At 39.2% G+C, this 20,035-nt stretch carries 20 protein-coding genes and 1 other RNA gene; 17 read left to right on the top strand and 4 right to left on the bottom strand.

The features are described from left to right. Positions 1–16 precede the first annotated feature (16 nt). The 3 genes from G396_RS0100680 to G396_RS0100675 all read right to left on the bottom strand — a co-directional run bounded on the left by G396_RS0100680 (position 17) and on the right by G396_RS0100675 (position 1,910). Positions 17–292 carry a hypothetical protein gene (locus G396_RS0100680; protein WP_006418548.1) on the bottom strand — a complete coding sequence of 92 codons (276 nt, stop codon included), beginning with the start codon at positions 290–292 and terminating at the stop codon, positions 17–19. Positions 293–351: 59 nt separating this feature from the next. After that, a non-coding RNA gene (ssrS, locus tag G396_RS11100) (6S RNA) lies at positions 352–540 on the bottom strand. A gap of 95 nt (positions 541–635) precedes the next feature. Next, on the bottom strand, positions 636–1,910 hold the full coding sequence (locus G396_RS0100675) for a replication-associated recombination protein A (protein ID WP_028124717.1): 1,275 nt from the start codon (positions 1,908–1,910) through the stop codon (positions 636–638). Positions 1,911–2,090: 180 nt separating this feature from the next. On the opposite strand from G396_RS0100675, the gene G396_RS0100670 reads away from it, so the two are divergent. The 5 genes from G396_RS0100670 to G396_RS10820 all read left to right on the top strand — a co-directional run bounded on the left by G396_RS0100670 (position 2,091) and on the right by G396_RS10820 (position 7,982). Next, the gene (locus G396_RS0100670) at positions 2,091–3,245 is read left to right on the top strand and encodes a cysteine desulfurase family protein (protein WP_028124716.1); all 1,155 of its coding nucleotides are present in this window, start codon (positions 2,091–2,093) and stop codon (positions 3,243–3,245) included. Positions 3,246–3,270: 25 nt separating this feature from the next. After that, entirely contained in the window at positions 3,271–3,612 is a 342-nt protein-coding gene (locus G396_RS0100665) for a cysteine desulfurase (RefSeq protein WP_006418274.1), read from the top strand. 15 nt (positions 3,613–3,627) lie between these two features. Then, positions 3,628–4,752, top strand: a complete 1,125-nt coding sequence (gene mnmA / locus G396_RS0100660; protein WP_028124715.1) for a tRNA 2-thiouridine(34) synthase MnmA — start codon at positions 3,628–3,630, stop codon at positions 4,750–4,752. A 154-nt stretch (positions 4,753–4,906) separates the two neighbouring features. Then, complete coding sequence (gene recD2 / locus G396_RS0100655; RefSeq protein WP_028124714.1) at positions 4,907–7,420, top strand: SF1B family DNA helicase RecD2; 2,514 nt, start codon at positions 4,907–4,909, stop codon at positions 7,418–7,420. A gap of 10 nt (positions 7,421–7,430) precedes the next feature. Further along, a complete protein-coding gene (locus G396_RS10820) occupies positions 7,431–7,982 on the top strand; it encodes a GNAT family N-acetyltransferase (protein WP_006418439.1) in 552 nt (183 codons plus the stop codon). Between the two features lie 65 nt (positions 7,983–8,047). Here the strand turns inward: G396_RS10820 and G396_RS0100645 are convergent, their stop codons facing one another. After that, positions 8,048–9,004 (bottom strand): diacylglycerol/lipid kinase family protein, encoded by a 957-nt coding sequence (locus tag G396_RS0100645; RefSeq protein ID WP_028124713.1) that lies wholly within the window; start codon positions 9,002–9,004, stop codon positions 8,048–8,050. Positions 9,005–9,145: 141 nt separating this feature from the next. Here G396_RS0100645 and G396_RS0100640 point away from each other — a divergent pair, with 141 nt between their 5' ends. The 12 genes from G396_RS0100640 (at position 9,146) to G396_RS0100585 (ending at position 19,714) form a co-directional block, all read left to right on the top strand. After that, positions 9,146–9,955: a Cof-type HAD-IIB family hydrolase gene (locus G396_RS0100640; protein ID WP_028124712.1), complete on the top strand. Its 810-nt coding sequence runs from the start codon at positions 9,146–9,148 to the stop codon at positions 9,953–9,955. A 271-nt stretch (positions 9,956–10,226) separates the two neighbouring features. Then, complete coding sequence (gene alaS, locus G396_RS0100635; RefSeq protein WP_006418356.1) at positions 10,227–12,878, top strand: alanine--tRNA ligase; 2,652 nt, start codon at positions 10,227–10,229, stop codon at positions 12,876–12,878. Between the two features lie 87 nt (positions 12,879–12,965). Continuing rightward, a complete protein-coding gene (locus G396_RS0100630; RefSeq protein WP_028124711.1) occupies positions 12,966–13,223 on the top strand; it encodes an IreB family regulatory phosphoprotein in 258 nt (85 codons plus the stop codon). Then, the gene (gene ruvX / locus G396_RS0100625) at positions 13,224–13,661 is read left to right on the top strand and encodes a Holliday junction resolvase RuvX (RefSeq protein ID WP_028124710.1); all 438 of its coding nucleotides are present in this window, start codon (positions 13,224–13,226) and stop codon (positions 13,659–13,661) included. It begins immediately after the preceding gene. 14 nt (positions 13,662–13,675) lie between these two features. After that, positions 13,676–13,978: a DUF1292 domain-containing protein gene (locus G396_RS0100620; RefSeq protein WP_006418206.1), complete on the top strand. Its 303-nt coding sequence runs from the start codon at positions 13,676–13,678 to the stop codon at positions 13,976–13,978. Between the two features lie 114 nt (positions 13,979–14,092). Beyond that, positions 14,093–15,328 carry an endolytic transglycosylase MltG gene (mltG, locus tag G396_RS0100615; protein ID WP_028124709.1) on the top strand — a complete coding sequence of 412 codons (1,236 nt, stop codon included), beginning with the start codon at positions 14,093–14,095 and terminating at the stop codon, positions 15,326–15,328. 154 nt (positions 15,329–15,482) lie between these two features. Further along, positions 15,483–16,112, top strand: coding sequence for a uridine kinase (gene udk, locus G396_RS0100610; RefSeq protein ID WP_006418460.1), 630 nt, complete (start codon positions 15,483–15,485; stop codon positions 16,110–16,112). Between the two features lie 22 nt (positions 16,113–16,134). Beyond that, positions 16,135–16,614 (top strand): transcription elongation factor GreA, encoded by a 480-nt coding sequence (gene greA / locus G396_RS0100605; RefSeq protein ID WP_006418595.1) that lies wholly within the window; start codon positions 16,135–16,137, stop codon positions 16,612–16,614. A gap of 251 nt (positions 16,615–16,865) precedes the next feature. Beyond that, on the top strand, positions 16,866–17,615 hold the full coding sequence (gene liaF / locus G396_RS0100600; RefSeq protein WP_006418183.1) for a cell wall-active antibiotics response protein LiaF: 750 nt from the start codon (positions 16,866–16,868) through the stop codon (positions 17,613–17,615). Then, the gene (locus G396_RS0100595) at positions 17,612–18,697 is read left to right on the top strand and encodes a sensor histidine kinase (protein WP_028124708.1); all 1,086 of its coding nucleotides are present in this window, start codon (positions 17,612–17,614) and stop codon (positions 18,695–18,697) included. The genes liaF and G396_RS0100595 overlap by 4 nt, the downstream gene beginning before the upstream one ends. Next, positions 18,694–19,329 carry a response regulator gene (locus G396_RS0100590; protein ID WP_006418272.1) on the top strand — a complete coding sequence of 212 codons (636 nt, stop codon included), beginning with the start codon at positions 18,694–18,696 and terminating at the stop codon, positions 19,327–19,329. Before G396_RS0100595 ends, G396_RS0100590 begins: the two co-directional genes overlap by 4 nt. A gap of 61 nt (positions 19,330–19,390) precedes the next feature. After that, positions 19,391–19,714, top strand: coding sequence for a HesB/YadR/YfhF family protein (locus G396_RS0100585; RefSeq protein WP_028124707.1), 324 nt, complete (start codon positions 19,391–19,393; stop codon positions 19,712–19,714). Positions 19,715–20,035: the final 321 nt, after the last annotated feature.

Here is a 20,035-nt window from a genome sequence, read left to right as displayed (position 1 = left end):
TGGATAAAAGATAAACCTATAATTTCCTACTTAACATAAAATAAAGAATCGGCATTAAAGAAAGAGAAAGTAGGATGGCAATAAAGACCACACCCAAGGCAATTTGAATCTGATCACTTAAGGTCGCCCAATTAATAACCAAACATAATATGAGAAAAATAGCAGCATAAATGCTTAAGCCTAATTTGTTTTTGAGGCTAAATAATTGTTGCAAGCTAGAGGCTTTTATCAGAACAAATATCCCTATAAAACCCAAGAGCAAGGCGAAGAGAAATAAAGCAAGTTTTAACATGAATGATACCTCCGGTTCAATTTTACCGATTAAAAAAGCCAACCCGAGGGTTGGCTTAAAAAGAATCCGATGATGCCGTCTATGTACATATATGTACTGAACCTGTAAGTATATACAGGTGGGCTCCACATTTATAGGTCTTGACATCCAAAGTTTCATTGGCTCGTCATTGTTACAAAATCATAGGATCCCTTGATTAGAAGTGTTCGGTCCACACGATATATGAACAACGCACATCTCAGACACTTTTTACTGTTTATAGTATAGCATGTAGCAATTAACTTGTAAAGAATATTGGTTTAAAGGTTATTCTAATAATAAAGAAAACTCTTTCAGCAATATTCTATTGACTTTTTTTTGCTTGAATATTTTGGTAGATTTGAACCAATTTTTCTTCATAACTACTATTAGGATCAGTCTGAAAAAATTCCTTATTAAGGAGGTTCTGAGGGAGGTAATCTTGGACGACATAATGACCAGGGTAGGCATGGGGGTACTTATAATCAGTCCCACGACCTAGTTTACTGGCACCTTGATAATGGCTATCTCGCAAGTGGTCCGGCACGGATCCCGTTTGACCGGCATGAATAGCAGCCATAGCGGCATCTATTGAAGTGATAGCAGTATTTGATTTGGGACTTAAGGCTAATTCAATGGTGGCAAAGCTCAAGGGGATTCTGGCTTCGGGTAAACCCAGCTTTTCAGCAGCATTGATGGCTGCGACAGTGCGCTCAGTGGCTTGGGGATTACCGAGCCCAATATCCTCATAAGCAATGACTAGGAGGCGGCGGCAAGCAATGACAAGTTCGCCAGCTTCAAGTAAGATTGCCAAATAATAAAGAGCAGCATTGACATCTGAGCCACGAATTGATTTTTGTAATGCCGAGATCACATCATAATGGGCATCTCCATCCTTATCATGGGTTAAACGTTTATGTTGCAAACATTCTTCCGCAATTGCCTGACTGATAACAATCTGTCCTTGGTCATTCTGTGGGGTAGATAAGACCGCTAATTCTAAAGCATTTAGAGCCGAGCGAATATCCCCCTGGGTAACATGGGCAAAATGTTGTAAGACATCACTACTGATAGAGACATTATACTTACCCAGGCCATTTTTTTCATCAGTTAAAGCTCTTTGTAAACCTAAAACAATCTCCTCACTAGAGAGGGGCTTGACTTCAAAAATTTGGGCACGACTGCGAATGGCAGGATTAATTGATATGTAAGGGTTTTCGGTGGTGGCTCCAATTAAAATGAGACGACCACTTTCTAGGTGGGGGAGGAGAAAGTCTTGTTTTACTTTATTCAGACGGTGAATTTCATCCAGCAGTAAAATTAGGGTGCCGGACATTTTAGCTTCTTCGACCGCAATTTCTAAGTCTTTTTTACTATCTGTGGCAGCATTTAGTTGGCGGAAAGCGTAGTGGGTAGTTCCAGCTATGGCAGTGGCAATACTGGTTTTACCTGTACCTGGGGGTCCGTATAAAATCATGGAGGTTAAACGGTTGGCTTGAACCATCCTGCGAATGATACGACCAGGTCCAACTAAGTGTTCTTGGCCCAAGACTTGGTCGATATCTTGCGGCCGCATCCGGTAAGCTAGGGGTTGTTGCATTTTAGAATCCCTCATTTCTTTATCTAAAGATAGTATACATGATTTTCGACTTCTAAGCTTAGGTGGAGATTGGTTTCCCCGGATGTCTAGTGTATAATATAAAGAAGTTAAGTCTTGTGACTTGATTACGTTCAAATCAATGTTATAATAACCAGGTTATTAAAAAAAGGGGTGAACAGTGTGGTATATCTTGATTATGCAGCAACTAGTCCAGTGCGACCGGAAGTGGTGACTAAAATCCAGCAAGTCTTGCAAGAAAATTATGGTAACCCATCTGCAACCTACCGTTTAGGTAAGAACGCCAAGATGGAGCTCATGCAAGCTCGGCAAGAATTTGCAAATATTTTAGGTGTGGATTCCCATTCCTTGTATTTTACTTCTGGTGCGACCGAGTCTAATAATTGGGCCCTACGGTCACAAGCCCACCAAGCTCGTAAATTAGGCTTGGGTAACCATATTGTTGCTTCAGCGATTGAACATCCCTCAGTAAAAAATGTACTTAAGCATTTAGAGAGTCAAGGCTTTGAAGTTTCTTATATTAATCCTGATGCAAGTGGCCAATTTAAGTTGACTGATTTTCAAGCAGCTTCTAAAGCTAATACCATTGGGTGGACCGCTATGGCGGTGAATAATGAAGTGGGCGCGATTTTGCCTATCAGGGAGTTAGGGCAAGCGGCGAAAGAATTAGGTTATTGGTTCCATGTCGATACAGTGCAAGCCATTGGACATTTGGATTGGAGTTTTGCTGATTTACCTTGTACTTCTTTTGTAGGTTCGGGTCATAAATTTCAAGCCCCTAAAGGGATTGGTTTTCTTGTTTACCAACCTTTCCAAAAAGAAATGGTGCTAGAACCACTCTTATATGGGGGGGGCCAAGAAGCTAGCAAACGGTCAGGAACTGAAAATATACCTTATATTGCTGGTATGAGTCATGCTTTGACCTTAATGCAAGCTGACCTAGACCAGGTTTTGAAGCAACATCAAGACCTTAGTCGTTATTTATTTGACCAGATGGATCAGACAGGCATTGACTATGAGTCTAATGGTGATTCAGATCACCAAGCAGCTCATATTCATAATCTTTGGCTGAAGGGGATTCCTGCAAGTCAAGTTCTGATTCAAATGGATTTAGCAGGGATTTATCTTTCAGCTGGCTCGGCTTGTTCAGCTGGTTCCATTCAACCCTCAGCGGTTCTACAAGCATACTATCCAGGTCAAGAAGATCGGTGGCAAGAAAGTATTCGTATTTCCTTTGGGCGTGAAACCAGTCGGGCGGATATTGATCAATTTATTAAAGTATTAAGTGAACTCGTTCATCGTAAACGTCAAAAATAATTGTATAGTATAAAGGAGTAAGATTATGGCATTTAAAAAAGAAGCAAGTATTAAAGGATTAGACCGAGTTTTTGCCGTGAGTCCAGAAGCTAGACCCTATACTTTGAGAGATAATGGCTTCGTGAATACCCGGGGGGGTAATTTCCAGTATAAGCGAGATATGGAGAATGAATCCAATCAAGAATTTGTCTTAAAAGTAACGGTAGATAAAGACTTAAAAGGATTAAAAATTTCAACCGTAAACGGGTCTGGCATACAGGCAGTTGATATTACCAAATTAGCAAATAATGACATGTTATTAGAAAAAGTGAACTTTATCTTTGATGGTTTCGTAGACCGGAATGTCTTCGTAGAAATTAAAGACTAAGAGAAGGGAGCAATTATGACTGAAAAAAAAGCCCGCGTCATTGTGGGTATGTCTGGTGGGGTGGATTCTTCTGTCGCAGCGCTCTTACTAAAAGAAGCGGGATATGATGTGATCGGCCTCTTTATGAAAAATTGGGATGATACTGATGAAAATGGTGTCTGTACTGCAACGGAAGACTATAAGGATGTAGCCTTAGTGGCTGAAAAAATTGGGATTCCTTATTATTCTGTTAACTTTGAAAAAGAATATTGGGATCGGGTTTTTGAATATTTCTTAGCCGAATATCGGGCCGGCCGCACACCTAATCCAGATGTGATGTGTAATAAAGAAATTAAATTTAAAGCCTTTTTAGATTATGCCATGGACTTAGGCGCGGATTATGTTGCTATGGGGCACTATGCCCAAGTGGAAACCGATGCAGATGGAACGGTTCATTTATTAAGAGGTTTGGATGATAATAAAGATCAAACTTATTTCTTAAGCCAATTATCTCAAGATCAATTAAAAAAATCACTTTTCCCATTAGGGCATTTGCAAAAATCACAAGTACGGGAAATCGCTGAAAAAGCTGGTTTAGCGACTGCTAAAAAGAAAGATTCAACCGGTGTTTGCTTCATTGGTGAACGTAATTTCAATGAATTCTTATCTAACTATTTACCGAATAAATCAGGTAAGATGGTGACCCTTGATGGCCAAATTATGGGGGACCATGCCGGTTTGATGTACTATACCATTGGTCAACGACACGGATTGGGGATAGGCGGTGGAGGCGAATCCAACGAGCCATGGTTTGTAGTTGGCAAAGATCTTGAAACCAATACGCTCTATGTAGGTCAAGGTTATCACCACCCTAATCTATATTCAGATTACTTGGATGCTTCTCAAATCCATTTTACCGTGGATAGGGATATGCCGCAGGAATTTGAATGTACTGCTAAATTCCGTTACCGTCAAAAAGACGTTAAGGTAAAAGTAGTCTTGAATGAGGACCAAGGGAGTGGTCGGGTTTATTTCCAAGATCCGGTTAGGGCGATTACACCCGGTCAAGCGGTCGTCTTCTATGATGGTTTAGAATGTTTGGGTGGCGGAATTATTGATGCTGCTTACTCAGTGGCCCAAGGCCAACGTCAATATGTTTAAATGATTACAAATTTTACTAAATTTTACACGAAGCTCGTCCGTATGGCTTGAGCTTCGTGTTTTTTAATATAATTTCCTGTAGGAAACTAAAATAATATGCGGGATTGTGATATAGTAGAACATAGTAAATCTTTGAAGGAAAGGTGGGGGATTGATGCAGGCAAAGCAAGGCGAAGAACGGCTAGTCGGTCAGGTGGATGCGATTATTTTTGAGAACCCCACTAATTTTTATAAGGTGGTTGCAGTTGCAGTCGATGCTAACGAAACCTCGTTTATGAGCGATGGTACTATGACCTTAACTGGTCAAATGGCCACCCTCCATTATGACACGGAATATGAATTTTTTGGTTATGTAACCAGCCACCCTAAATATGGCCAACAATTTCAGGTGAATCGTTACCAACAACTGACCCCAACTTCGGAAGAAGGACTCATTGATTATCTATCTTCTTATCGATTTAAGGGAGTGGGCGAAGTTTTAGCTAGCCGAATTGTTGAAGCTTTGGGTGAAAGCACTATTGATCAGATTATCGAAAACCGTCGGGTTTTGGATTCAATCAAAGGTTTGAAAGCAGAAGTTGCCGATCAAATTCACCAAACCCTAATGGAGAACCAGGGCACTGAGCGGATTTTTATGCAATTAAACCAGTGGGGGTTTGGGAACCATTTGGCTGAGAAAATATATAGTCAATTTGAATCAAAAACCCTCGAAGTGATTCATGATAATCCCTACCAACTGATCGAACAGGTTGAAGGAATTGGCTTTAATAAGGCGGATGACCTGGCAGAAAGTTTAGCCATTGATGCTTTGGCTAGCCAGCGTCTCGTTGCCGGGCTCTATACCGCAGTTTATCAGGTATCGAACAATCAAGGAGATACCTTTTTAAGTCAAGACCAAGCCCTCAAAAAAGCCCAAGAAATTTTAGAAACGAGTCGACCTGTCATGGTCTCCCAAGATCTTCTAGTAGAAGCTTTAGAGGAGGCAATCCGAACCCAGCATTTGATGAGGTTAGATCAAGGCATTATGTTACCTAGTCTCTATCATGCGGAGACAAATATTGCGCGCCGTATTCGTGATTTCCTTAAATATGAAGCAGTAGAACGTTACTCCAATGAGGATATCCAACAAGCAATTGACCAGGTAATTCTGCAAACGGGGATTAATTATGACCCAGACCAAATAGCAGCGATTAAACAGGCAATTAGTGCACCTATGTCAATTATTACAGGGGGGCCAGGAACCGGTAAAACCACTTTGATTAATGCCATTATTCAAGTTCATGCTATCTTACATGACTATGACTTAAGTCAATTAGATCAAAATCCCAATCAAATGCCTATTTTATTAGCAGCTCCTACTGGGCGTGCTGCGAAACGGATGCAAGAGACGACAGGACTTCCGGCTGCTACCATTCACCGGATGATTGGCTATACCTTAGGGGCTTCTTATGAAACATTTATTGGTCAAGAGTTAGATGGATCCTTATTGGTAGTTGACGAAATGTCAATGGTCGACACTTGGTTAATGAATTGGTTGGTTCAGGCCATTCCTTATCATCTTCAAGTCGTATTTGTCGGTGACCGCGACCAATTACCTTCTGTAGGTCCTGGCCGTGTTTTCGCTGATATGATTGAATCAAGGACCCTAGCTACTACTGAATTAAATCGGATTTACCGTCAAGCCCAGGATTCTTCGATTATTGACCTTGCTCACCATATTCGCCAAGGCCATTTACCAGAAGATTTTCAAGTAAAGCGCAATGACCGAACTTTTATTCCTGCTCCCGCTAATCAAATTGTTAAATCGGTCCAACAAATAGTAGGTCATGCTCTAAATAAAGGGTTTTCGGCCCAAACGATGCAAATCTTAGCCCCCATGTACAAAGGTCCGGCTGGCATCAACCAATTGAACACCATGCTGCAAGACCTCCTTAATCCTCAAAGTCCTCAAAAAATTGAATACCAACATTTTAACCGAATTTTCCGTGAAGGAGATAAGGTTTTACAATTAGTGAATAATAGTGAAGATGGGGTCTATAATGGCGATATTGGGCAAATTATTGAGATTAATTTAGCTAACAAGAAGCTTAAGGAAAACTTTGAGATGTTAGTTCAGTTTGATGATCAAGTCTTGGCCTATAAGACTGGAGACCTCAATAATTTAGCTTTAGCCTATTGTATGTCCATCCATAAGGCACAAGGGTCGGAATATCCCTTGGTTATCCTACCTATTGTCAATGATTATTACCGGATGCTACGTAAAGACATTCTTTATACCGCTGTAACAAGGGCACAAGATAGCTTAATTTTATTGGGCTCATTGTCTGCCTTTCAAAAAGCCGTGAGCTCAGGACAAGTCAAGCGCAAAACATTTCTCTTAGACTTGTTAAAAGTAGCAATACTAGGAGTAGACCAAGTCGATGAAAATAATTCTGTTAGCCCAATCCCTGAAGACCATAAAGAGACAAGTGAAGCAAGGATCGTGCTTAAGCCAGGCCAAGAAGAATCAGCTAAGGAAATAAAGGAAATAAAGCTAGCTCAAGAAGCGGGATTACAAGAGCTCGGTGTCAGGGATAAAATTGAAGAAGCAGTGGCAGACTATCATCTGACCATGGATAATTACCAAAATATTGATCCTATGATAGGGATGGAAGGCATAAAACTATAGGAGGGATAAAATGATACAGCTTAAAACTCTACATGCTCGTGGGAACCAGTCGCCTTTAATTGAGAGGATTAAACAACTTTATTTAGATAGTTTTCCGCCTGCAGAGTTATTATCTTGGTCAGATTTATTAGTTATGTTGGATCAAGACCATGTAGATTTAATTGGAATTTTTGATGGTTTAGACTTTGTGGGTTTCTTAACAGCCATGCGGTCCTCTCATCATTTTTATATCAATTACTTGGTAATTGATCCAAGCAAGCGTTCCAAAGGCTATGGTAGTCGTGTATTCAAAGCCTTGGGTCACTCATTTCCTGACTATAGCATCGTCCTAGAAGTTGAACCTCAGGATAAAGCAGCGGCTAATGCCCAGCAGCGGCAACGTCGGCTCGCTTTTTATTTAGCCAATGACTTTCAAGTATCCAAATATCAGTCAATTATGAATGGCTATCCCTTGGATATATTGTACCGTGGCAAGCAAGTTTATGTCGATGAACTGGAGCAATTATTGAATCAACAATCAGACCAATTAGATTTTATTCCAGTTCAACAAAATAAGGATTGACTCAAAATAGAAAAAGGCTACTGTAACTTAGTTAGACTAAGATACAGTGGCCTTTTTTGGATAAGCTATGACTTAGGTTCTTCATTAAGGATAAACGGATAGGTATCCATTTCGTAAGAAACATTGACCAAATCTTTGCTAATTACTTCACCATCGGCTTGTCCCCAAACAGGCTCTTGAATCATAACCTGCATTTGTTTGCCTTTAATTTGCGAGATGTAAGGTGATTGATCATGGTCTTTTGAAAGAAAGACGCGTTTAATCGCATCGAAGACGGCTTTAAGGGTGATATCATGGTAGGTTACAGCACAAAGTAATTTTTCTTCAGGCTGAGTTAGATTACTGAGGTAGATGCCACCCCCAAGGTAAGGATTGGTCATGGTGCAATGGATTCCAACTTCATTAAAGTGATAGCTTTGTCCATCAACTTTTAATTCAACCTGAAAACGTTGGATTTGACTTAAACTTTTGACTAAGCCGGCTAGATAGACAAGTTTATGGAGACCAAACTTTTGAAAGAGGGGCATTTTTTGAAAGACCTGGGCCTGGTAGTTAATCTGGGCATCAAGGCCATACCCATTGCTATTTAGCATATAATCAATATGTTCATTAGCATTGTTAAAGGCTTTAATGATAGGTACTTGGCTGATTTTTCTTTGGTAGATTAGGTTTTCGACCAGTTGACGAGGACTTAACTTAGGTGACCAAACTCGAGCAAAGTCATTGCCTGTTCCTGCCGGAAGATAGGCGAGAGGCACCTTATAACCACTGGCAAGGAAACCATTGATGACTTCGTGTAAGGTGCCATCCCCCCCAATAATCATGACGGCTTGCTGAAAATTCCCTTGGGTCCGTTTTACTAGTTGTTGGCACAAAAGTTGAGCATGATTTTGATAATCGGTTAAATAGGTTAAATAGTCTAAATGAAATTCTTTTAAGCAATCGGTGACGGCTTTTAACAATTTGCCTCCCTTACCATTACCAGAACCAGGATGACAAATGATATAAATTGGTTTACCCATAGTAAACTCCTTTTTAAAATTTGTATTTATTATAAGCTATATGACTTTATAAATAAACCATCCTGTCCAACTTTTTGTTTTGTTTCCTATTTAGGTCCATGTATAATAGAGACATAACAAAAAAAGAAATGAGCGTGACCCATGACTTATAAAATGTTGGTATTAGATATTGACGACACACTACTAAACTCTGACCAAGAAATTAGCCCTAAAACTTATGACCGCTTGATGGCTTTTCAAGAAGCAGGGTTTCAATTGGTGCTTGCTTCAGGTAGACCCTATGAAGGTATGATTAGTTTAGCTAAAGAACTTCACTTGCATTCTTATAATTCCTATATTATTTCAATGAATGGGGCTCAAGTGAATCGGATGCAAGACCAAGCTATAATCTTTAAGCAGCCAATAAATTTTGAAGACCAAAAAGCCTTTATTCCTTTCTTGCAAGAAAAAGGATTTTCTGTCTTAACCTACCATGAGGGGAAAATCATTGTAGATAAAGTTTCTACCTATAGTCATGTTGAGTCTGAGCTTACGGGGATGTCTGATTATATTGATCCAGACTATTTCAAAAATTTACAAGAAGCTAAGTTAAAATTTATTGCAGTAGGGGAACCAGACCTAGTCAACACGGTTGAAATGGATTTACAACAACACTTTGGTCAAGAAACAACCTGCACTTCTTCCAAACCATTTTACCTTGAATTTTATAATTCTAAGGTGTCTAAAGGGTTAGCTGTACAAACCCTAGCTAATAAATTAGGTTATGGAATCGACCAAGTGATTGCCATGGGTGATGGGAATAATGATATTTCAATGATTCAAGCAGCGGGACTTGGGGTAGCCATGGCGAATGCATCGGCAGCCCTAAAAGCTGTGGCTGATGAGGTCACCTTATCGAGTGATGAAGATGGGGTTGCAGCGATCGTGGATAAGTATTTTTTGAATAAATAAATGAATCGACTTTGTATGGATTGACTTTAGTCCCTATAATTCTGTATAATACCAATGATTAAGGCCATATTATCCGATGAAAAGCGAGTGTCGGTTGGTGAAAGGACACAGTGATAATGCTCCCTTAAGTATCCCAATTGAAAAATTGGCGTTCATCAGCGTTAATGATAGAAGAGAGATAATGATGAGTCGTTATAAGTAAGGTGGTACCGCGGAATGTCGCCCTTGCATATAGCGGCTCTTTATATATTTTTATGAATGGAGACTATAAATGAAAGAATTGACCAGTGCACAAATTCGGCAAATGTATTTAGATTTCTTTGCAGAGAAAAACCATGATGTGAAACCATCTGCTTCATTGATTCCAATCAATGATCCAACCCTTTTATGGATTAATTCAGGGGTAGCCACCCTTAAGAAATATTTTGATGGGACTGAAGTGCCAGCCAATCCACGGATTACCAATGCCCAAAAATGTATTCGGACCAACGATATTGAAAATGTTGGCGTGACGGCCCGCCACCATACTTTATTTGAAATGTTAGGTAACTGGTCAATTGGTGACTACTTTAAAGAAGAAGCCATTGCCTGGGCCTGGGAATTCTTAACTTCAGACAAATGGATGGGCTTTGAGCCAGAGTTATTGTATGCCACTTACTATCCGGAAGATACCGATACACCTGAAATCTGGAAACAACAACCTAATTTCAATCCAGATCATTTAGTGCCAGTTGAAGACAACTTCTGGGATATTGGTGCTGGCCCATGTGGTCCTGATACCGAAATTTTCTATGACCGTGGTGAAGCCTATAATAATTTAGCCGAGGATGACCCTGAAAATTACCCAGGGGGGGAAAATGAACGTTGGTTAGAAATCTGGAACTTAGTTTTCTCTGAATTTAACCATATGCCAGATGATACGTATCAACCCCTACCTAACAAGAACGTCGATACCGGGATGGGTTTGGAACGGATGACTTCCGTAGTTCAAGATACACCAACCAACTTTGAAACAGACTTATTCTTACCAATTATTAAACAAATCGAAGGCTTAACAGATGGGATTGTCTACGAAGAAGCTGGTGCTAATAAAGTTTCCTTCAAAGTGATTGCTGACCATATCAGAGCGGTTTCTTTTGCTATTTCTGATGGGGCCTTACCTTCTAATGAAGGCCGTGGATATATCTTACGTCGTTTAATTCGTCGGTCTGTGATGCACGGTCGACGCTTAGGTATAAAAGATAAATTCTTGGCTCAGTTAGTCCCAACCATTGCTCAAATTATGGGTCAATTCTATAGTGAATTACAAGAAAAAGTTGAATTTGTTCAGTCAGTCTTAGCTTCAGAAGAAGATCGCTTCCATGAAACGATTGAAGCAGGGGAAGACCACCTGGTTTCGATTATTGAAAGCCTTAAGACTGAAGAAGTTTATGAAATCCCTGGTGACCAAGCCTTCAAACTCTATGATACCTTTGGCTTCCCACTTGAATTAACCCAAGAAGAAGCTGAATTACGTGGTTTCTCTGTTGATACTCAAGGTTTCGAAGCCGAAATGGAACAACAAAGACAACGAGCCCGTCAAGCACGGTCTAAAGAAGAGTCAATGAACGTTCAATCAACAGTCTTTACGGATATCCATACGGAATATGATTTTGTTGGCTATGACAGCTTAGTTAGCAATGCGACGGTTAAAGCCATTGTTTTTGAAGATGAGTCCGTCCAAAACTTGGCTAAAAACCAAATTGGTTGGGTCTTCTTTAATCGCTCACCTTTTTACGCTGAAATGGGAGGACAAATTGCTGATAAGGGTCTAATAATGGACGGTAACGATGAAGTGGGTCGGGTCCTTGATGTTCAAAAAGCACCAAATGGGCAAGCCATGCATAAGGTTGAAGCTTTAACGATGCCAATCAACCTAGACCAATCATATACTTTACAAGTAGACCCTAAACACCGGACTTTAACTAACCAAAACCATACGGCAACTCACTTACTCCATCGGGCTTTAAAAGATGTCTTGGGTGACCATGCCAACCAAGCAGGGTCTTATGTTGGACCAGACCGGTTACGTTTTGACTTCTCTCACTTTGGCAAGATGACCGCTGAAGAAATAAAGGCAGTTGAAGATAAGGTAAATGCCTTTATTGAAGCTTCCCTTGCAGTTAATACGACCGAAATGCCAATTGATGAAGCAAAAGCTTTAGGTGCCATGGCCCTCTTTGGTGAAAAATACGGAGATGTTGTCCGAGTCGTAAATATTTCAAATGAATCCATTGAATTGTGTGGCGGAACCCATGTGGCTAATACCAACCAAATTGGTACCTTTAAGTTATTAAGTGAAACAGGGATTGGTGCTGGAATTCGTCGGATTGAAGCACTAACTGGCCAAGCCGCCTTTAATTATTATCGCGACCAAGAAGCAATTTTACATCAAATCCAAGACCGTCTAAAAGTAAGTCAAACTGATATGTTAGTGAATCGCATTGATCAAATGCAAGCTGAACTTAAAGAAGCTCATGCTCAAATTGAATCCCTTCAAGCTAAGGTAATGCAAGCCGCTTCTGATAAATTATTTGATGAAGTAAAAGAAGTAGGCGCTGTATCCTATATTGCTCTAAGCCTAAAAGACCAATCTGCTGATGCCATGCGTCAATTAGGGGACATTTGGAAGCAAAAAGCCAATGCCGATCTTTTAATTGTCGCCGCCGATAATGGAGAAAAAGCTAACCTACTAGTGTTGGCGAATGACCAAGCAATTGACAAAGGGGTAAAAGCTGGTGATTTGATTAAGGCTTTGGCTAAATATGTTCAAGGTGGTGGTGGCGGTAAGCCTCAAATGGCCCAAGCAGGTGGTAAAAATCCAGTCGGTATTCCTGAATTAATGGAATCCATCGACCTAGAAATTGAAAAATTAGTAAAATAGTTTATAATGTAGAAAGATAACAAGCTTAGAATTTTTTACCATTCTAAAACGATTATTTAGCAATTATTGCTAGAAAGGAAGGATGTTATCATGTCATTAGATGAAACAATATTGTTCAATGTTGATGATCTTGCGCAACATAGTGTTCGAGAAACTTTAGAACTCGTCTTTGAAGCTTTGAAAGAAAAAGGCTATGATCCGATTAATCAAATTGTTGGTTACCTCTTATCAGGCGACCCTGCTTATATCCCACGTTATCATGATGCTCGTAACCTAATTCGCCGTTATGAACGTGACGAAATTATGGAAGAATTGGTGCGTGAGTATCTTAAGGATCAAGCCTAAATGACAGCATATGAACGGATCGTGGGCCTTGACGTTGGTTCTAAGACCGTAGGGGTTGCCATGAGTGACCTCTTGGGTTGGACAGCTCAGGGATTAGAAACCATTCGCATTGATGAAGAAGCGGGTGATTTTGGTTTTGATCGTCTCTTAGAACTATTAGATCAGCACCAAGTAAAAAAAGTTGTTATTGGCTTACCTAAAAATATGAATAATACGATTGGGCCACGAGCTCAAGCTTCACAGCGCTATGGTCAGAAATTATTGGATATCCGTCCTGATTTATTGATAGCTTATCAAGATGAACGCTTAACAACTTCTCAGGCTGAACGGATGTTAGTTTCTGAGGGGAATGTATCACGGTCAAAACGTAAGAAAATCATTGATAAACTTGCCGCTGTAATTATTTTACAAAATTATTTAGATGCTAATTCTAAGTAGTAAAGGAGCATAAAATGGAATACCAACCACAATTAGACCACAATCATGACCATGAATATATTACTGTTGTCGATGAAGAGGGTAATGAAGTCCTTTATGAAATTTTATTTACCTTTGAATCTCCTGACTTTAATAAGAGTTATGTATTAATTTACCCTGCAGGCTTGGCTGAAGAAGAAGACATTGAATTACAGGCCTACTCTTATGTCGAAGCGGATGACGGGACAACGGGTGCCCTTCAAGCGATTGAGACTGAAGAAGAATGGGATATGATTGATGAGGTCCTAAATACATTTCTTGCAGATGATGATGAATAAATTTGAAGAAAACCCCACTTTTTCTAGTGAAAAGTGGGATTTTCCTTGTCTGCATGGTATTTTCCTGAAATTTTTGTTATAATTTTGGAAATCCTAGAAGATAGAGGAGCATGTATGACCAAGAAAGAAGAAAAGTCCAATCTGTCATTCAAAGAACGGTGGCAAGAAGCGCGCAAACAAGCGCGAGACAAAGAAAAACAAGTCAAACAAGAACAACGTTTAACGAATCGAATTTTAAAATACTTAGTTTTAGGCCTGGTTGTCCTAGTAATTATTGGGGCTGGTTTGGGGTTCTGGTATGTAAATGATGCCTTAAAAGCTATGGATCCCAATAATCACGAGACAGTTGCTGTCACGATTCCAGTTAATTCGTCTACCAAAGATGTGACTCAAATTTTACAAGACGCTGGGATCATTAAAAATAGTCAAATTTTTAACTATTATATGCGTTTTAATAATGATAAAGCACTTCAAGCTGGTCATTATGAGTTCTCTAAGGATATGAATGCGGCTAAGGTAATGGAAACCATTCAGGCTGGAGGAGAACCTATCTTTGTTGATGCAGATACTAAGTTAACCGTGGTTGAGGGGATGACTGCAGACCAAATTGCTGAGATGGTAGGGGAAAACACTGCTATTTCGGCCGATGATTTCATGAAAGAATTAAAAAACGAAGACTATTTAGAGCAGTTAAGGAAGAAATATCCTTCCTTGCTAGAAGGTTTAGCAGATACCAGTGGAATGAAGGTGCCTTTAGAGGGGTATCTGTATCCGGCAACCTATGATTATTTTGCAGGGATGTCTGCCCAAGAATTGATTGAAGATATGGTCGCTGCTTCAAACTTAGTTTATCAAGAATTAAAAGATGATTTAGTCAATACTACCTTAAATTATCATCAAGTTCTGACCTTAGCCTCCTTGATTGAACGTGAAGCGGTGACTGAGGAAGATCGTGGCCTAGTATCAGGTGTCTTCTATAATCGGATAGCGGCGGAAATGCCACTTCAATCTGATATTTCAGTCTTATACGCCTTAGGAGTGCATAAGGAAAAAGTGACATATGATGATTTAGAAGTAGATTCACCCTATAATTTATACAAAAATACCGGACTTGCACCAGGACCTATGAATAGCCCGTCGAAGACAGCCATTGTTGCAGCTATTTATCCAACTTGGAATGAATATTATTATTTTGTTGCAGATATTGAAACGCAAAAAATATATTATTCAACAACGATAGAAGAGCATAATGCCTTAGTGGAACAATATGTTAATGATTCATCTGAAAGTACTGGTGGAAGCAACCAAGAAGAACAAGCAAGTGATAACCAAGATGAATCAAATCAATAAATTTTTATTTATAGAAGCAATTTACTATAGCTTTTTTTGAAAGTTATAGTATACTATCATTATTAATTGGATGTTTAGAACAACCAAATGTAAAACATTCGGTGAGATTAGGTTTCCTAGTCTCACTTCTGTTTTTGATTAAGGAGGGAGCTTGATGGCACAGCCCATTGTCATAGGTGTCACCGGGGGATCTGGTTCGGGTAAGTCGAGTGTAAGCCGACAAATTGTAGAAAATTTTTCGGACTTATCCGTTTTATTATTACAACAAGATTCATATTACAGGGACCAATCTGATCTAAGTATGGAACAAAGACGTCAGGTGAACTATGACCATCCACTTGCTTTCGATAATGATTTATTTTTCCAACATTTAACTACCTTAATTAAAGGTGGTGGGGTAGAAATGCCTGTGTATGATTTTGCTAGTTTTACACGGACAGGTGAATTTCAATTCCTAGAATCACGAGAAGTTATTATTGTTGAAGGTATTCTTATTTTAGATGATGTTCGTTTACGTAACTTGATGGATATCAAAGTCTACGTCGATACAGATGATGATATTCGTTTATGTCGTCGAATTCTACGAGACATTAAGGAACGGGGGCGGTCGATTGATTCCGTAATTAACCAATACGTGGATGTGGTTAAACCTATGCACCATCAATTTGTGGAGCCCCAAAAACGCTACGCCGATATAATTGTGCCCGAAGGTGGTTATAACCAAGTGGCAATCGATTTGTTAACAACCAAAGTTGCAACCATTCTCAATCATGTGAATGGTTAAGTTAGAGAGGAAATATAGACCCATGGACGAAAAAGTATATCCTATGACCCTTGAGGGAAAGGAAAAATTGGAACTTGAATTAGAAGATTTAAAAGTAAACCGTCGTAAAGAAATTATTGAACGAATCAAGATTGCTCGTTCATTTGGTGATTTATCTGAAAACTCAGAATATGAAGCTGCCAAAGACGAACAAGCCATGCTTGAAGGTCGCATTGCTACCATTGAAAACATGATTCGCTTTGCTGAAATTATCGATGATAAGCATGTTGATGAAGATGAAGTTTCTTTAGGTCGGAAAGTTACGTTTAAAGAATTACCTGATGGTGATGAAGAATCCTACATTATTGTTGGATCAGCTGAAGCAGATCCAATGGAATTCAAAATTTCTAATGATTCCCCTATTGCCAAATCACTGATTGGAAAAAAATTGGGACAAATTGTTTCAATCGAATCTCCTGGTGGAGCTTTCGATGTAGAAATCACCAATATTGAAAAAATTTAAGGAAAATAAATAGTATCAAGTAACCTAGTCCGCTGGCGCTATTAGGTAGGCTTTTGTTGAGTCAAAAGTCAATCTGCGCGTAAGGATTAGGTTTTTTTATTTGGAAAAAAATTAAAGGGAATCAAAACTTGCTTTAACTCTGGATATAAATAATTCCAAAATTTTATTATTAATAAGGGTGAAATCTTTTGAAGGCCTTGCAGGCTCCCTAGGGCTAAAGTAAAATATAGGAGAGCACAGGGAGGTGGCCTATGAAGTCATTATTAAAGCGAAATATTTTTATTGTCTTATTATTCTCGATTTTGCTGATCTTTTTAGAAATTTTAATGAATGGGCATTTCTTAATTGTATTTGCTCTTGGAGCTATATTATTAGTTGCCTCTCTTTTCTTTGAAGCACGGATACCAAGGATTATTTTGACTTTAATGAGCTTGTTTCTGATGTTGTCAGCCCTTCTAGCCACTAAATCATTTTGGTTGGCAGCCGCCATGTTAATTATCGTCTATTTATTGTTTTCAACCGATGAAGGAAATAGTTTGCTACATTTTGATCAAGCTTATCTGCGGCCTTTAAATCGGTCGACTTACTATCGAGGTCTTCAATTAAGGGCACCCCAGCATGGCCAGGTTCATCTCTTAAGAAAACAAAATATCAAAGATTCTTTAAGTAATCATCAAACGATTTTTGAGTGGGATGATATTAATTTAGTTTATATTGGCGGCAATGATATCATCGATCTAGGTAATGCTGTTATGCCTCAAGGTGAGAATGTTGTGATGATACGTAAGCTTTTTGGGAATACCCGGATTATTATTCCAAAAGACTTGGGTATTCACTTAAATATTTCAATTATGTCAGGTAAAGTAGTTTTTGAGCAGGAAAAGTATCAACTATTGATGGAAAATTTCCGCTGGTTGACCCCGGACTATGAGAAAAATCAACGCCGGATTAAGTTAATTATTTCGGTTGCTTTTGGAGATATTGAGGTGATTTTCTTATGAAAGGACGGCTGTGGCTTCTTATTTTTGCCCAACAACTACTCATGTTATTTGTACCATTACTTGCTTTATTAGCTTTCTTTATTTGGGGGCTTGATCTCCTGAGCTTTCAGCAGTTCTGGGACCTAAAAGCATTTGACTTACCTTTAACCGCTTTGTTACTAGCGGCGATTATATTAATTGCAGCTTTCTATGCTTCAATTTATAGTTTGCAAATTAATCAACCTTATGAAGATATCCAGGCTCGGCTTAATTGGTTAGTCATGGGGAAATATAACCATACTATTTTTTCTGAAACCAATCAGAAAAAGGGGGCGAGCAATCAGATGATTAGTCTTTATCAGGATATTGAAGACTTAAGACAAAAATTGATTCAATTATCCAGTGATATTCAAGAATATTCAGCTGCTCCAACCTTTGTTGGCCAAGATACCAAAGAAGAGATTATTGAAGGGGAGCGGGGCAGGATTGCCCGAGAATTACATGATTCGGTTAGTCAAGATTTGTTTGCGGCAACCATGATGCTTTCAGCTTTGAATGAGGGCATGGATGACCTAGCTCCAGAAAAACTTAAGCAAGCTGTGGCTAGGATTGACCAAGTGATTGCTAGGGGACAAACTGAAATGCGGGCGCTCCTATTACATTTACGTCCGGTTGAATTGAGGGACAGGCGGTTAACTGAGGGCTTGGAACAGATTCTTAAAGAATTACAAGGACGGGTGCCGATTACCATTAACTGGCAACTAGATCCTAGTATTCGGTTAGACTCGGGGATTGAAGATCATCTTTTCCGGATTGCCCAAGAATCAATTTCCAACACGCTCCGCCATGCTCAGGCTAGCCAGTTGGATGTTTATCTTGAAGCGAGCCCCGATAGTGTAGACTTAAGGGTCATTGATGACGGCATTGGTTTTGACCTAGAAAAATTACGCAATGCGGGTAACTATGGCCTGGCTAATATTGAAGAACGGGTCAAAAGTTTAGGTGGCCAATTACGGATCCGTACTCTACCAAAACAAGGCACAGCCATTATTATTTCGATTCCTAAAACTAGACCGATGCAAATAGAAAGAGGCACAGTATGATTAAAGTGATATTAGTTGATGATCATGAAATGGTTCGGCTGGGAGTATCTAGCTATTTATCCATTCAAGATGATATTGAAGTGATTGGTGAGGCGGCCAATGGTTTGGAAGGCTACCATTTAGCGGTTGAGCTAAAGCCGGATATTATTTTGATGGATTTGGTCATGGACGTCATGGATGGGATTGAAGCGACACAACGGATAATGCAAGATTGGCCCCAGGCTAAAATAATCATTGTGACTTCCTTCCTAGATGATGAGAAAGTCTATCCAGCCTTGGAAGCTGGTGCAAAATCCTATATATTAAAAACTTCATCAGCCAAGGAAATTGCGGAAGCAATCCGAGAAACTTATTCGGGTGAACAAGTTATGGACGATGAAGTCAATGACATTTTATTGGCTAAAGATATCAAGGATAGTCAACCTCAGCTCCACGATGAATTAACGCGGCGTGAATATGAAGTCTTACTCTTGATTGCTAAAGGTTACTCTAATCAGGAAATTGCAGATGAATTATTTATTACTTTGAAAACCGTAAAGACCCATGTGTCTAATATACTTGCTAAATTAGAAGTTTCTGACCGGACGCAAGCAACAATTTATGCTTATCAGCATAAACTAGTCGAAGACTAGGCAAATTCCTGTGCCAACTTAAGAACTTGTTCTATAATGAGTCTTTAAGGAGTGGTATGACATGAAAATAATTATTGAAGAAAAAGCGGGCCAATGGTTTAAGGAATCTGTAGGGATGCCGCAGGAACCCACAGGTATAGGAGTACGATTTCGCAACCGGATTTATGGTGATTCACCAGTGACTGATTCCTTTGGCTTGGCTATCGAGTTAAGTCAACCACAGAATCCAGTAGCTCAGTTCCAAGCAAAAGATGGTTATTTATTCTTTGTTGAAGCCAGTGATGAGTGGTTCTTTGATGGCCATGATTTACGGGTGAGCTATGATGCGAGCCGGGATGAACCTATATATATTTTTGAAAAAGATGGGCAAGCCATTCAGGCTTAGTTATTTAGAATATTTTATACTTAGCTATCCTAATTTGATTATAGCTCATAACATTTATTATTAAGTAATTGATTAAAAACAGCTGTATTTTCTAATAAAAATGCAAATTTATCTTTACTAAAATTAAGAAAAGGGTTAAAATACAGTTAATATCTATTGAAGAGGAGGGTTTAATATGATCAAAGTAATTCAAAATACAATGCAGTTAAATTCTCCACACATTGATATTTAGGTCTTGGTGTACCCCTACACCAATTTTCTGTCAAGAGCGCCTATTTGTGGAGATTATAACTCTATGAATAGGTGTTTTTTATGCAAATT

Origin of the sequence: Eremococcus coleocola DSM 15696 (assembly GCF_000428865.1) — a bacterium.
GTDB lineage: Bacteria > Bacillota > Bacilli > Lactobacillales > Aerococcaceae > Eremococcus > Eremococcus coleocola.
Note: the sequence above shows the minus strand (reverse complement) of the source record. Positions and strands in the feature narration are given on the sequence as shown.

What these genes read in the sequence shown, in the direction of transcription:
- G396_RS0100680 (WP_006418548.1), bottom strand. Translation starts at nt 292, where the DNA reads ATGTTAAAACTTGCTTTATTTCTCTTCGCCTTGCTCTTGGGTTTTATA.
- G396_RS0100675 (WP_028124717.1), bottom strand. Translation starts at nt 1,910, where the DNA reads ATGCAACAACCCCTAGCTTACCGGATGCGGCCGCAAGATATCGACCAA.
- G396_RS0100665 (WP_006418274.1), top strand. Translation starts at nt 3,271, where the DNA reads ATGGCATTTAAAAAAGAAGCAAGTATTAAAGGATTAGACCGAGTTTTT.
- mnmA (WP_028124715.1), top strand. Translation starts at nt 3,628, where the DNA reads ATGACTGAAAAAAAAGCCCGCGTCATTGTGGGTATGTCTGGTGGGGTG.
- recD2 (WP_028124714.1), top strand. Translation starts at nt 4,907, where the DNA reads ATGCAGGCAAAGCAAGGCGAAGAACGGCTAGTCGGTCAGGTGGATGCG.
- G396_RS10820 (WP_006418439.1), top strand. Translation starts at nt 7,431, where the DNA reads ATGATACAGCTTAAAACTCTACATGCTCGTGGGAACCAGTCGCCTTTA.
- G396_RS0100645 (WP_028124713.1), bottom strand. Translation starts at nt 9,004, where the DNA reads ATGGGTAAACCAATTTATATCATTTGTCATCCTGGTTCTGGTAATGGT.
- G396_RS0100640 (WP_028124712.1), top strand. Translation starts at nt 9,146, where the DNA reads ATGACTTATAAAATGTTGGTATTAGATATTGACGACACACTACTAAAC.
- alaS (WP_006418356.1), top strand. Translation starts at nt 10,227, where the DNA reads ATGAAAGAATTGACCAGTGCACAAATTCGGCAAATGTATTTAGATTTC.
- ruvX (WP_028124710.1), top strand. Translation starts at nt 13,224, where the DNA reads ATGACAGCATATGAACGGATCGTGGGCCTTGACGTTGGTTCTAAGACC.
- G396_RS0100620 (WP_006418206.1), top strand. Translation starts at nt 13,676, where the DNA reads ATGGAATACCAACCACAATTAGACCACAATCATGACCATGAATATATT.
- mltG (WP_028124709.1), top strand. Translation starts at nt 14,093, where the DNA reads ATGACCAAGAAAGAAGAAAAGTCCAATCTGTCATTCAAAGAACGGTGG.
- udk (WP_006418460.1), top strand. Translation starts at nt 15,483, where the DNA reads ATGGCACAGCCCATTGTCATAGGTGTCACCGGGGGATCTGGTTCGGGT.
- greA (WP_006418595.1), top strand. Translation starts at nt 16,135, where the DNA reads ATGGACGAAAAAGTATATCCTATGACCCTTGAGGGAAAGGAAAAATTG.
- liaF (WP_006418183.1), top strand. Translation starts at nt 16,866, where the DNA reads ATGAAGTCATTATTAAAGCGAAATATTTTTATTGTCTTATTATTCTCG.
- G396_RS0100595 (WP_028124708.1), top strand. Translation starts at nt 17,612, where the DNA reads ATGAAAGGACGGCTGTGGCTTCTTATTTTTGCCCAACAACTACTCATG.
- G396_RS0100590 (WP_006418272.1), top strand. Translation starts at nt 18,694, where the DNA reads ATGATTAAAGTGATATTAGTTGATGATCATGAAATGGTTCGGCTGGGA.
- G396_RS0100585 (WP_028124707.1), top strand. Translation starts at nt 19,391, where the DNA reads ATGAAAATAATTATTGAAGAAAAAGCGGGCCAATGGTTTAAGGAATCT.